Source organism: Mesorhizobium sp. AR07 (assembly GCF_024746815.1).
Lineage (GTDB): Bacteria > Pseudomonadota > Alphaproteobacteria > Rhizobiales > Rhizobiaceae > Mesorhizobium.
In genome coordinates, this window is the sequence record NZ_CP080525.1 from 4,908,040 (window position 1) to 4,920,661 (window position 12,622).

General features: G+C 64.4%; 11 protein-coding genes and 1 pseudogene. 2 read left to right on the forward strand and 10 right to left on the reverse strand.

Annotation, left to right across the window (positions count from 1 at the left end; genetic code table 11):
* Positions 1 to 140 precede the first annotated feature (140 nt).
* The 6 genes from BPNPMPFG_RS24765 to bcoG all read right to left on the reverse strand — a co-directional run bounded on the left by BPNPMPFG_RS24765 (position 141) and on the right by bcoG (position 7,009).
* Complete coding sequence (locus BPNPMPFG_RS24765) at positions 141 to 923, reverse strand: carnitinyl-CoA dehydratase (protein ID WP_258591248.1); 783 nt, start codon at positions 921 to 923, stop codon at positions 141 to 143.
* A complete protein-coding gene (locus BPNPMPFG_RS24770; RefSeq protein WP_258591249.1) occupies positions 916 to 2,994 on the reverse strand; it encodes an acetate--CoA ligase family protein in 2,079 nt (692 codons plus the stop codon). Before BPNPMPFG_RS24770 ends, BPNPMPFG_RS24765 begins: the two co-directional genes overlap by 8 nt.
* Positions 2,995 to 3,181: 187 nt before the next feature.
* Complete coding sequence (locus BPNPMPFG_RS24775; RefSeq protein WP_258591250.1) at positions 3,182 to 4,345, reverse strand: acyl-CoA dehydrogenase family protein; 1,164 nt, start codon at positions 4,343 to 4,345, stop codon at positions 3,182 to 3,184.
* 4 nt (positions 4,346 to 4,349) lie between these two features.
* Positions 4,350 to 5,447, reverse strand: a complete 1,098-nt coding sequence (locus BPNPMPFG_RS24780) for a carnitine 3-dehydrogenase (RefSeq protein WP_258591251.1) — start codon at positions 5,445 to 5,447, stop codon at positions 4,350 to 4,352.
* Positions 5,444 to 6,073, reverse strand: a complete 630-nt coding sequence (locus BPNPMPFG_RS24785; RefSeq protein ID WP_258591252.1) for an HD domain-containing protein — start codon at positions 6,071 to 6,073, stop codon at positions 5,444 to 5,446. Before BPNPMPFG_RS24785 ends, BPNPMPFG_RS24780 begins: the two co-directional genes overlap by 4 nt.
* A gap of 18 nt (positions 6,074 to 6,091) precedes the next feature.
* Positions 6,092 to 7,009 carry a 3-dehydrocarnitine:acetyl-CoA trimethylamine transferase BcoG gene (bcoG, locus tag BPNPMPFG_RS24790; RefSeq protein ID WP_258591253.1) on the reverse strand — a complete coding sequence of 306 codons (918 nt, stop codon included), beginning with the start codon at positions 7,007 to 7,009 and terminating at the stop codon, positions 6,092 to 6,094.
* Positions 7,010 to 7,144: 135 nt separating this feature from the next.
* Here bcoG and BPNPMPFG_RS24795 point away from each other — a divergent pair, with 135 nt between their 5' ends.
* Positions 7,145 to 8,125: a GlxA family transcriptional regulator gene (locus tag BPNPMPFG_RS24795; RefSeq protein ID WP_258591254.1), complete on the forward strand. Its 981-nt coding sequence runs from the start codon at positions 7,145 to 7,147 to the stop codon at positions 8,123 to 8,125.
* Positions 8,126 to 8,187: 62 nt separating this feature from the next.
* On the opposite strand, the gene BPNPMPFG_RS24800 is transcribed toward BPNPMPFG_RS24795, so the two are convergent.
* The 3 genes and pseudogenes from BPNPMPFG_RS24800 to xylA all read right to left on the reverse strand — a co-directional run bounded on the left by BPNPMPFG_RS24800 (position 8,188) and on the right by xylA (position 10,496).
* Entirely contained in the window at positions 8,188 to 8,391 is a 204-nt protein-coding gene (locus BPNPMPFG_RS24800) for a hypothetical protein (protein WP_256746620.1), read from the reverse strand.
* A gap of 333 nt (positions 8,392 to 8,724) precedes the next feature.
* Positions 8,725 to 8,937, reverse strand: a pseudogene (locus BPNPMPFG_RS42930) (hypothetical protein); the annotation flags it as partial.
* Positions 8,938 to 9,170: 233 nt separating this feature from the next.
* The gene (gene xylA / locus BPNPMPFG_RS24810) at positions 9,171 to 10,496 is read right to left on the reverse strand and encodes a xylose isomerase (protein WP_258591255.1); all 1,326 of its coding nucleotides are present in this window, start codon (positions 10,494 to 10,496) and stop codon (positions 9,171 to 9,173) included.
* A 113-nt stretch (positions 10,497 to 10,609) separates the two neighbouring features.
* Between xylA and BPNPMPFG_RS24815 the strand changes: the two genes are divergently transcribed.
* Complete coding sequence (locus tag BPNPMPFG_RS24815) at positions 10,610 to 10,972, forward strand: nuclear transport factor 2 family protein (protein ID WP_258591256.1); 363 nt, start codon at positions 10,610 to 10,612, stop codon at positions 10,970 to 10,972.
* A 194-nt stretch (positions 10,973 to 11,166) separates the two neighbouring features.
* Here BPNPMPFG_RS24815 and xylB read toward each other — a convergent pair whose 3' ends face one another.
* A complete protein-coding gene (xylB, locus tag BPNPMPFG_RS24820; RefSeq protein ID WP_258591257.1) occupies positions 11,167 to 12,621 on the reverse strand; it encodes a xylulokinase in 1,455 nt (484 codons plus the stop codon).
* Between the last annotated feature and the right edge of the window lies 1 nt (position 12,622).

Sequence of the window (12,622 nt, forward strand, 5' to 3'; positions counted from 1 at the left end):
GCAGCTTCAACGGAGCTGCCCTTCCTGGAAAATTGGAGATTGGCGAAAGCCGCTGCGATATTCGATCTCCCCCCTTGCGGGGGAGATGTCCGGCAGGACAGAGGGGGGTGGGAAGAAACGCCATCATCTCGACAAAGCCACTACTTCCCCTTCCACACAGGCTCGCGCTTTTCGGCAAAAGCGCGAAAGCCTTCCATATTGTCCTCGGAGCCATAAAGCGCGTCGACGGTTGGCAGCTGGCGGCGCGTCACCTTGTTCATCGCGTCCTGGAAGGTGAGCGCTTCGGCCACCCGCGCCGTCTCCTTGATCGCGGCAAACACCAGCGGTGGGCCGCCGGCGAGCAGCCGGGCGATCTCCCAGACGCGGTCCTCGAGCTTTTCCTTGGGCAGCACCTCGTTGACCAGGCCCCAGCGATGCGCCTCGGCGACATCCATCCAGCGGCCGGTAAGCAAAAGGTCCATGGCGACATGGTAGGGGATGCGCTTCGGCAGTTTGATCGTCGCCGCATCGGCCAGCGTGCCGGCACGGATCTCGGGCAGCGCGAAGGAGGAATGATCGGAGGCGTAGATGAGATCGCAGGACAGCGCCAGCTCGAAGCCGCCACCGACCGCCATGCCGTTGACGCAAGCGATGACCGGCTTGTTGAGGTCGCGCAGTTCCTGCAGGCCGGCGAAACCGCCGACGCCATAATCGCCGTCGACGGCATCGCCGCCGGCCGCGGCCTTCAAATCCCAGCCGGCGCAGAAGAACTTGTCGCCGGCGGTCTTGACGATGGCGACGCGCAATTCCGGATCGTCGCGGAACGCCTTGAAGGTCTCGCCCATCAGCCGCGACGTTTTCAGGTCGATGGCGTTGGCCTTGGGCCGGTCGAGCGTGACCTCGAGGATGGTGCCCTCGCGGCGGGTCGAAATGACGTCAGACATTCTTCTTGTCTCCCAGCACCAGCAGCGCATCGGCGATCCAGGCGCCCTTGCCCTCTGTACAGACGATCAGCGGGTTGATGTCGAGTTCCTCGATCTCGCCGGCATTCGTCTGCACGAAGGCCGCAATGCCCGAAATGGCGTCGATGGCAGCCGCCACGTCGGCTTTCGGCCGGCCGCGATAGCCTTCGAGCAATGGGAACAGTTTGAGGCCGCGCAACGCCGCCTCGATGTCGTCGCGCGTTGCCGGCAGCATCAGCGTGACGCTGTCGCGCAGCAGCTCGACCAGCACGCCGCCGGTGCCCAGCGTCATCACCGCGCCGAACATCGGATCGCGGGTGAAGCCGACGATGAGTTCGGCGACACCGTCGCGCACCATGCGCTCGACATAGAGGCCTGTGCCGAGCGGCAGCAGGTCATGCGCCGCCGTGCTGACGGATTCGGCATCCCTGAGGTTGAGCCTGACGGCGCCGACCTCGGATTTATGAGTAACGCCCAGCGCCTTCAGCACCACCGGGAAGCCGAGCGCCATGGACGAGATCACCGCCTCGACGGCATTGGCGGCGCGCTCGCCTTTCGGAACCGGCAGGCCGGCTTTGATCAGGCGCGATTTTGCCTCGGCCTCGTCGGGGGTGATGTGATCGCCGCGGGGCGCACCGGAGGCGGATGTGTCGATCGGCTGTGCCTGCGGCTCGCGCCACGCCCAGCCGATGAAGGCTGCCGCCTGCGCTGCGTCCATCGCTTCGGAAATGCCGAACAACGGCACCATGCCGCGCGCCATAAGCCCGGCTGTATACTCCTCCGGCAGGTTCTCCGGCAGCGAGGAGACGATGGCGCCTTGCGCCTTGTTGGTCTTCAGCGCCGATTCGAAGGCACGCAGCGTCGTCCACCAGTCGATATCCGAGCAGCGGTCGGGGCGCGGGAAGTCGAGCACCAGCATGTTGAGGTCGAAGCCGCCCGACACCATGGCGGTGAAGGTGGCGGTCATCGCCGGCTCGTTGTTCCAGATGAAGGTGTGGTAGTCGAGCGGGTTGGCCACCGCCACCAGCGGCCCGAGCGTCGATTTGACATGGGCGCGGTGGGTGCCGGTCAGGTCGGGGAAATTGACCCAGCGGCCTTCGGCGCTGTCGGCCATGACGGACGCCTCGCCGCCCGAACAGCTCATCGACGACAGCCGGTAGCCGGGCAGCGGACCGGTGATGTGCAGCAGCTTCAGCGCCTCGATGAAGGCGGGGATGGAATCGACCCGGGCAATGCCAAGCCGCTTCAGGAAGGCGCCCGACGCCGCGTCCGAGCCGGCCAGAGAGGCGGTGTGCGAGACGGTCGCCTGCCGCGCCTGTTCGGAACGGCCGACCTTCATGGCGATGATCGGCTTCTTCAGCTCGCGGGCGCGCGCTGCCAGCCGCTCGAAGCCGGCTACCGAATCGAAGGCCTCGATATGCAGGCCGAGCGACGTGACGCGCTCGTCCTCGATCAGCCCGAGCGCCATTTCGGACAGGCCGGTTTGCGCCTGGTTGCCGGCGGTCATCAGAAAGGCGATCGGCAGGCCGCGCTTCTGCATCGTCATGTTGATGGCGATGTTGGACGACTGGGTGATGATGGCAACGCCCTTGCCGCCCTCGGCCAGCCTGATGCCGCCATGCTGGTCGGGCCACAAAAGCGCGCCGTCGGCATAGTTGATCAGGCCATAGCAATTCGGCCCGATGATCGGCATCTGGCCCGCCGCCGCAACCAGCTCGGCCTGCAGCCGCTCGCCGTCCGCGTCATAGGCCTCGGTTTCGAGGAAGCCGGCGGCAAAGCAGACGGCGCCGCCGGCGCCGCGCTCGGCCAGCGCCTTGACCACCTCGATGGTCAGGTGCCGGTTGACGCCGACAAAGGCGGCGTCCGGGGCGCCGGGCAGATCAGCCACCGAACGATAGGCCTTGCGGCCGGCGACCTCGTCCTTGGTCGGGTGCACCGGCCAGATTTCGCCGGCAAAGCCCATCTTGATCGATTGCGCGACGACGGCCGCGGCCTGCGCGCCGCCGAAGACGGCGATCGTTTTCGGCCGCAGAAGACGCTCAAGCTTGTGCATAAGCACCCCCCTCTGCCCTGCCGGGCATCTCCCCCTCAAGGGGGGAGATTGACAGCTCCGCCTTCGGCTCAAGGCCTGCAGCGGTAATAATTGGCGAAATCGAAAATACCGCCTGATCTCCCCCCTTGAGGGGGAGATGTCCGGCAGGACAGAGGGGGGCGTGAAGGAATGCAAGCATGATAATGTTTTAGCCCCCAACGGCACGCAGCAGCGCCCGTGAAATGATATGACGCTGGATCTCGGACGTGCCTTCCCAGATGCGTTCGACGCGGGCGTCGCGCCAGATGCGCTCCAGCGGCAGGTCGTCCATCAGCCCCATGCCGCCATGGATCTGGATCGCCTCGTCGGCGACGAAGGCAAGCATTTCGGTGGCCTTCAGCTTGGCCATGGCCATGTCCTGATCGGTGACGGTGCCCTGATCGTACTTCCAGCCGGCTTCGAACACCATCAGGTCAGCGGCCTTCAGCTCGGTCGCCATGTCGGCGAGCTTGAACGACACGCCCTGGAACTTGCCGATCTGCTGGCCGAACTGCTGGCGCTGCGCGGCATATTCCACGGCATGGCCAAGCGCCCGCTCGGCGCGGCCGAGACAGGTGGCACCGACCTGCAGCCGCGTTGCACCGAGCCAGGAGTTGGCGACGTCAAACCCTTTGTGGACTTCGCCCAACACCTGGCTTGCCGGCAAGCGGCAATCGTCGAATTCGAGGATGGCGTTGGTGTAGCCGCGATGCGAGACGTTGCGGTAGCCGTCGCGCACGGCAAAACCCTTGGTGCCCTTGTCGACGAAGAAAGCGGTGATCTTCTTGCGCTTGCCGCGCGGCGAATCCTCTTCGCCCGAGGCCATGAAGACGATGGCGAAATCGGCGAGGTCGGCGTGGGAGATGAAGTGCTTGGTGCCGTTCAGCACCCAGTCGTCGCCATCCTGCACCGCGGTCGCCTTCATGCCGCGCAGGTCGGAACCGGCGCCCGGCTCGGTCATCGCCAGGCAGTCCCATTTCTCGCCACGAATGCAAGGGAACAGATATTTCTCGCGCTGCTCCGGCGTGCCGGCCAAGAGGATGTTGGAGGGCCGCGCGACGCAGGTCCAGTGCAGCGCGTAGTTGGCGCGGCCAAGTTCCTTCTCGTAGAGTAGCCAGGTCACCGTATCCAAACCCGCGCCACCGACGTCGGCCGGCATGTTGGCGGCGTAGAGCCCGGCCTCGATCGCCTTGGCCTTGATCTCCTCGATCAGATCGCGGCGCAGCACTCCGGTGCGCTCCACCTCGCGCTCATGCGGGTAAAGCTCGTTCTCGACAAAGGCGCGCGCCGTCTCGACGATGAGCTTCTGTTCCTCCGACAGCCCGAAATCCATGGGGTCAGCCTTTCTTCTTGCCGGGTTTTTTCTTCTCGGCTTTTTTCACCGGCTTGCTTGCCTTGGCCTTCTCGGCGGCCTTGGAGGTTGTCGGCTTCTTCGCCGCCAGCTTAGCCAACTGCCTGGTATAATCCTTGTGCAAGGCGCCGGCGCCCCAGCCCTTGCCTTTGTTCTGCTTCGACAGCGCATCCATGATCGCGACCAGATTGTCGTCGCGGATCTTTTCCAGTTCGCGGATCGACAAGCCATGCGCCTGGTCGTCCGATTGCGTGGCAATCAAATCGACCAGTTCGTCGTTGAACTCCGGCACGTCCATCAGCTTGGTCCATGGCCATTTCAGGCACGGCCCGAACTGCGCCATGAAATGGCGCATGCCGGCCTCGCCGCCGGCGACGCGATAGACCTGGAACATGCCCATCTGCGCCCAGCGCAGGCCGAAGCCATAGCGCATGATGTCGTCGAGTTCCTCGACCGTGCAGATGCCGTCCTTGATCAGCCACAGCGCCTCGCGCCATGCCGCCTCGAGCAGGCGGTCGCCGACGAACGCCTCGATCTCCTTGCGGATGACGACAGGTTTCATGCCGATCGAGGCATACATTTCCTTGGCGACCTCGATCGCCTCGGGAAAGGTCTGTTCGCCGCCGACGATCTCGACCAGCGGCAGGAGATAGACCGGGTTGAACGGATGGCCGACGACCAGCCGCTCCGGGTGCTTCTTCATCGCCACCTGCATGTCGGTCGGCTTGATGCCGGAGGTCGACGAGCCGACAATGGCGTTGGCCGGTGCGTGGGCATCGATCTCGGCCAGCACGCGGTGCTTGAGGTCGAGCCGTTCCGGCACGCTTTCCTGGATGAAGTCGGCATCGGCCACCGCCTCGGCGATGGTCTTGGCAAAGGTCAGCTTGCCTTCTTTCGGCAGGCCGCCGGGAACCATCTGCCTGTAGGCGCGGCGCGCGCCCTTCATCACTTCACCGACCTTGCGCGACGCCTCGGGGTCGGGATCGAAGATCGACACGTCGATGCCATTGAGCAGCAGCCGCGCCACCCAGCCGGCGCCGATGACGCCGCCGCCGATGGCGGCCGCCTTGTTGATGATGCTCATGCTGGGGCTCCGGTTCTTGTCGTGGCGGTTGTGGGATTGAGGAGGGGCACGCGCTCGCCGGCGCGGATCACGGCAGGGTCGTAGGCCTTGCGGGCGAAGACTTCGAGCACGAAGGGCCGGAAGAATTCGATCGGCAGCGTGTCGTAGTCGGGGTCGAAACTCGACTGGTCCCAGCGCTCGCAAAATTGGTCACAGTCGCCGAAATAGGCATGGCCGGCGAAGCGGTCGCGGGCGTGGCGGTTGCCGCCCAGGTGATGGGCATAATAGAGGCGCTGGAAGTCACCATGCTTTTCCACCACCCAGGTGCATTGCTCGCGCACGAAGGGTTTCAGGATCGAAGCGGCATATTCGTCGTGATTGTAGGGCGCGTAGATGTCGCCGATGTCGTGCAGCAGCGCGCAGGCGATCCAGTCGGTGTCGGCGCCGTCGCGCCAGGCGCGCGTCGCCGCCTGCAGCGAATGGCCGAGCCGGGTGACCTTGTAGCCCGACAGGCCCTCGTCGAGCTGGACCAGCGCGTCGAGCAGCCGCTCGCCGGTCCTGGCCGCATAATCGATTTCATGCGCGGTCAGGAACTCGTAGTCGTCCCGGTCGCCATCCTTCATTGCGGTGAACTTGACGGTAGTCATGCCGACCTCCCGATTGAATTATGCTGCTATCGGCGCCCGCTTGGTTAGGTTCAGCTTCTTGCGCACGTCCTCGGGTCCGAGGATCCTGGCGCCCAGATTGGTGACGATGCTTGCGGCGCGCTCGACCAATTGCGCATTGGTCGCCAGCACGCCCTTGTCGAGCCACAGATTGTCTTCGAGCCCGACACGGACATTGCCGCCGGCCAGCACGGCCGCCGCGGCATAGGCCATCTGGTTGCGGCCGATGGCGAAGGCCGACCAGTTCCAGGTCGACGGCACATTGTTGACCATGGCCATGAAAGTGTTGAGGTCGTCAGGCGCGCCCCACGGCACGCCCATGCAGAGCTGCACCAGAGCATCGGGGTTCAGCACTTTTTCCTCGACCAGTTGCTTGGCGAACCACAGATGGCCGGTGTCGAAGGCCTCGATCTCCGGCTTGACGCCGAGCGCCGTCATCATGCCGCCCATGGCGCGCAGCATGCCGGGCGTGTTGGTCATCACATAATCGGCCTCGGCGAAATTCATGGTGCCGCAGTCGAGTGTGCAGATTTCCGGCAGGCACTGGCGCACATGTTCCATGCGGTTGGTGGCGCCGCCCATGTCGGTGCCTTTTTCGTTCAGCGGCAGCGGCGCTTCGGGAGAGCCGAACACCATGTCGCCACCCATGCCGGCGGTCAGGTTCAGGATGACGTCGACATCCGCCGCGCGGATGCGCTCGGTCACTTCGCGGTAGAGATGCACGTCGCGCCTGGGCTTGCCGGTCTCGGGGTCGCGCACATGGCAGTGCACGATCGCGGCGCCCGCCTTGGCCGCATCGATGGCCGACTCGGCGATCTGCTTGGGCGAGCGCGGCACATGCGGGCTGCGATCCTGCGAGCCGCCGGACCCGGTCACGGCACAGGTAATGAAAACCTCACGGTTCATCGCAAGCGGCATCGAATTCTCCTCCCAGTCGAAACAGCCATGCATGTCGCCCAAAAATGGGAACCGGTTTTGGGATGACGACCTGCACAAGAACTGACCCACAATGCCCGACTTGCCGGAAACTGTTTTACGTTTTACGAATCTCTCATGATCAAAAGCGAAAAGCCAACGATCTTTCGCGCCGAGCGCTCGCCGCTCAAGGTGACGCTGCTGGTGTTTTCCGGCTCGTCCATCATGTGCGTCGCATCGGCCGTCGATCCATTGCGCGCCGCCAACCGCATCTCCGGCGAGACCCTCTTCGATTTCAAGCTGGTCTCGGTGACCGGCGAAGCTCCGGTCACCACCTGCGGCCTGCCGGTGGCGGTCAGTGGCCGCTTCGACGTGGCCGAGCCAACCGACGTTCTCGTCGTCGTCGCCGGCTTCGGCACCCAGAATTATGCCACATCGGCTCTGCTTTCAGGCTTGCGTCGGGCAGCACGAACAGCGCGCGCCTGCGGCGGCGTCGAGGCCGGCACATGGCTGGTGGCACGAGCCGGCCTGCTGGAGGGGCGCAGCGCCACCACCCACTGGGAAGACATGGAGGATTTCTCGTCGGCCTTTCCCGGCGTCGATGTCCGTCCGGACCGCTATGTCATCGACGGGCCGGTCTTCACGTCAGGCGGTGCGTCGCCGACCTTCGACCTGATGCTGCATCTCATTCGCACCCGCCTTGGCATGGCCGTGGCGCTCGATGTCGCCAGCGTCTTCATCTACGACCAGGCGCGCGCCGCCACCGACGCGCAGCCGCTGGTCTCGCTCGGCCGGCTCGACGGCTATGATCCGCGGCTGGCGCAAGCCATCCGGCTGATGGAATCGCATGTCGACCAGCCGTTGACCATAGAAGCGGTGGCAAAGCGCGCCGGCGTGACGGCGCGAACCCTGGAGAGCATCTTCCGCAAGTCGATCGGCGAGACGCCAGGCGCCTATTACCTCAGGCTGCGCCTGGGTGCCGCCCGCCGGCTGGTGGTCGATACGCGGGTGGCGATGGCCGATATTGCCGGGCGGACCGGATTTTCGTCCGCCGCGGCGTTTTCGAGGGCTTTTTCACGGGCTTTCGGCGAAGCGCCGGTCAGGCTGCGCCGGGGCTGACGTGCATGTCGCCCAAAAGTACATTGCGGTTTTGGGACAACGACATGCACAGATCGGAGAGATCAGGCCGCGTTCTGGCGGTCGCCGTCGATCTGCGAGCGCATCTGTCTGGCAAGATGGGTCTCGAAACGGCTGGCGACGGCGCGATCCCACTCGTTCGAGATCTTGGCGTCGTCGGTTTTCCTTGGCATTGCCATCAGCCGGTCGATGATCGAGCCGGCCTCGCCAGGTGAGAGCAGGGCGTCGATTTCACGTTCGTTCTGCATATCGGTTCGCCTCCTTCTTCCTCTCCCGCCACGAGCCTTCTTATAGGAGAAACGTGACGGCAGTTTGAAGGCAAGAGCGAGGTCATTGAAGGGCGGCAAAGGGCAAAACCGTGTCGTCAGAGCCGGCCTTGCGCGCAAAGCTGTTCCTGCGTCCGGCCAGAAAGGTCTACAGTCGCTTCTCGAACAGCACGGTGGTGAAACCGCTGTCCCATTCGTCGTCGGGGTAGCGATCCTTCTCGACATAGCCGACCGCCTTGTAGAGCGTCTGGCTGCGCAGGTGTCGGTTTCCAGCCGCGCTTGGGCAAATCCGGCGGCGCCGATCGCCTGTTCGGCATGGGAAAGCAATTTGCGGCCGACATCTTGCCCCTGGCGCGACGCCTTGACGTGCAGGGCTTCGATGAAGTCCGCGCGCCAGTGGATCAGGCCGGCGACGTCGCCGTCGACCTCGGCAACGGTAAATTCCGGCCAGCTCCGGTCGACATAGCGCCCGCCAATATCGCCTTCGACGTAGCGCTGTGCCGCCCCTCGGTGATGTGCGGCAACCAGGTGCCGTCAAATGTTTCCTGCAGCACCTGCTTCAACGCCTGGATATCGCTCGCCTGCGCCGCGCGCACGATGGTTCGATCCTCAGCCATTGTTCGTCTCCTGCCAGCCGCCGCGCTGCCTTTGGCGGCGCGGCATGCCCATTTGCGCAGGCTTACTGCGCAAATGGGCTGACTAGCAGAAGGCGGTGGCGGCTGCCTTCAGCCAGAAGTAGTGGATGAGGCGGTCCCTCGCCCTTACACGTACCGGTTGACGATGTTTTCCAGAAGCTCCTGGCGGCCCGACCTTGGCTGCGGCTCGATCTTCTTCTTGACGACCCGCTCGGCGATGTCTTCCAGCGTGCGCTTGCCAGACAGCATCGCCTTGCCCTCGGCCGTGCTCCAGCCGGCATAGCGCTCAGTCAGCGGACCCGACAGCGCCTTGTCCTCGACCATGCGGGCCGCGGCCTTGAGACCGCGTGCGCAGGAATCCATGCCGCCGATATGGCCGATCAGCAGATCCTGCGGATCGAGCGACTGGCGGCGCAGCTTGGCGTCGAAATTGGTACCGCCGGTCTTGAAGCCGCCGGCCTGCAGCACCTGGTAGTAGGCCAGCGCCATCTCCGGCACATTGTTGGGGAACTGGTCGGTGTCCCAGCCCGACTGGTAGTCGTTGCGGTTCATGTCGATCGAGCCGAAGATGCCGAGCGCATTGGCCAGCGCCAGTTCGTGCTCGAAGGAATGGCCGGCCAGGATGGCGTGGCCCTGCTCGATGTTGAGTTTGACCTCCTTCTCCAGCCCGAAGCGCTTGAGGAAGCCGTAGACAGTGGCGACATCGTAGTCGTACTGGTGCTTGGTAGGCTCCTGCGGCTTCGGCTCGATCAGGATCGTGCCCTTGAAACCAATCTTGTGCTTGTAGTCGACGACGAGGCTGAGGAAGCGGCCGGCTTGCTCCTGCTCACGCGCAAGGTCGGTGTTGAGCAGGGTCTCGTAACCCTCGCGCCCGCCCCACAGAACATAGTTCTCGCCCTTCAGCCGCTTGGTGACGTCGATGCAGTGCTTCACCGTCGCCGCCGCATAGGCAAACACATCCGGATCGGGATTGGTCGCGGCTCCCGACATGAAGCGGCGATTGGAGAACAGGTTCGCTGTGCCCCACAGCAGCTTGACGCCGGTCTGCTTCATCTTTCCCGCGAAATAGTCGGCGATCTCGTCGAGGCGTGCCGCACTTTCGGAAAAGTCCTTGCCCTCCGGTCGCACGTCGGCGTCGTGGAAGCAGAAGTAGGGCGCGCCGAGCAGCGAGAACATCTCGAAGGCGATGTCTGCCTTCAGTTTTGCCAGCTCCATCGTGTCGGTGCCGCCCGCCTTCGGGAACCACGGCCGGTCGAAGGTCTGGCCGCCGAACGGATCGCCACCCGGCCAGGCGAAGGAATGCCAGTAGGCGACGGCAAAGCGCAGATGATCTTCCAGCCGCTTGCCGGCGACCACCTCGTCGGGATTGTAGAACCGGTAGGCGAGCGGATTGGTCGAATCCGGTCCCTCGTATTTGATCTCTTTGATGTCGCCGAAAAATCCGCTGCTCATGGTCTTTGTCCTCTTTCGAATAGTTCACCCTGATTACCTCAGGCGTAATTGGTTTCGCTCTTCCGCTGGTCGAAAAGGCTCATGTCAAAGCCACTTAACAAAGGAGACAGACCATGACCGACCTCAACACGATTGCCCAAAACTACATCACCGCCTGGAACGAAAGCGATGCGGATCGCCGGGCTGGATTGCTCAAGGCGACCTTCACCGAAGACGTCAGCTATCGCGATCCGCTGATGCAGGGCGATGGCCATGAAGGCGTCGCGGCTCTGATCGACGGCGTGCAGCAGCGCTTTGCCGGCTTCCGATTCTCGCTGAAGGGCACGCCGGACGGTTTTGCCGACACGATCCGCTTCTCGTGGAATCTCGGCCCGGAGGGCATCCCGTCCGTCATCGAAGGCACCGACATCGGCGTCATCGAGAACGGCCGCCTGAAAAGCGTCACCGGCTTTCTCGACAAGATCCCGGCGCAATGAGCCTTTCCTGGCAAGGAGGGCGTGAAGCACCCCCCTCTGGCCTGCCGGCCATCTCCCCCTCAAGGGGGGAGATTGGCTGTCACGCGATCCTTCGCCAACAACCAACGACGAAAGGAATGCCGCAACGCCAAAGCTGCTGATCTCCCCGCTTGAGGGGGAGATGGCCGGCAGGCCAGAGGGGGGTAAGCCTCCGCTCATGTGGTTGCGGACCGCACCGCCGGGTACAGCGCCCGGTAGCGTTGATAGGCATCGGCATAGACGCTGCCAAGCGCGGCATCCGGTTCGATTGTTGCATCAGTCCTGGGCACCGTGCAGACGCTGAGCGGGTCCGCACCTGTCGCCGCGATCAAGCCGAGCCTGGCCGCGCCGAACGCGGCGCCGAAATCGCCGTCGGCGGGAATGTCCACGGGCAGGCCAAGCGCGGTGGCGATCGCCTTCAGCCAGTAGCGCGAGCGCGAGCCGCCACCGATCGCCGTCACCCGCGCCAAGGTCGTGCCGGCCGTGGCCAGCGCTTCGAGGCTGTCGCGGAAGGCAAAGGCGACACCCTCGAGCACGGCCTGCGTCAGCACGGCACGGCTTGATTCGTGTGCCAGGCCGGTGAACGCGCCGCGAATGGCGGAATCATTGTAGGGTGTGCGCTCGCCCGAGAGATAAGGCAGGAAGGACACGCCGCTCGGGGCTTTCAGCGTATCGCCGAGTTCGGCGGTCAACTCGCCAGCGCCCTTGCCCGTGATCTCTGCCAGCCAGTTCAGCGAATCGGTCGCCGACAGGATGACGCCCATCTGATGCCAGGTATTCGGAAGCGCGTGACAGAAGGTGTGGACGGCACTTGCCGGGTTGGGCAGGTAGGAAGCATTGGCGGCAAACAGCACACCCGATGTGCCGAGCGACACAAAGGCGTGGCCCGCGCCCACCGTGCCCATGCCGCAGGCCGAGGCCGCATTGTCGCCGGCGCCGCCGGCGATCGGGATGCCGGCCCGCATCCCCCATTTCGAGGCCAATTCGTCGCGCAACGCGCCGGCCTTCCCGGTACCCTCGACCAGCGACGGCATCTGCTTCTCATCGAGCGATGTCGCCGCGAGCAACTCCGCGCTCCAGCACCGCTTGCCGACATTGAGCCAGGAGGTGCCGGCCGAATCCGACATTTCCGAAATATGTTCGCCCGAAAGCCAGAGCCGCAGGAAATCCTTGGGCAGCAGCACCTTCGCCACCTCAGCGAAAATGGCGGGTTCGTTGTTCTTCACCCAGGCAAGCTTCGGCGCGGTGAAGCCGGGAAAGACGATGTTGCCGGTCAGCGCGCGGAAACGCGGGTCGGCGTCAAGGGCAGCCGCTTCGGCGTGGCTGCGCGTGTCGTTCCACAGGATGCAGGGCCGCAGCACCTTGTCGGCGGAATCGAGCAAGGTCGCGCCATGCATCTGTCCCGACAGGCCGATGCCTTTCACCGCAGCGAGCTGCCTTGGATGCGAAGCCTTCAATTCGGCAATTGCTTCTTCGCAGGCGCGTATCCAGTGAGACGGATCCTGTTCCGACCAGCCGGGATGCGGCCTCGACACGTCGATCGACGCATGGCCGGAGCCGATGACGGTTTGCCCGGCATCGATCAGCAGCGCCTTGACGCCCGACGTGCCCAGATCGAGGCCTAGATACATG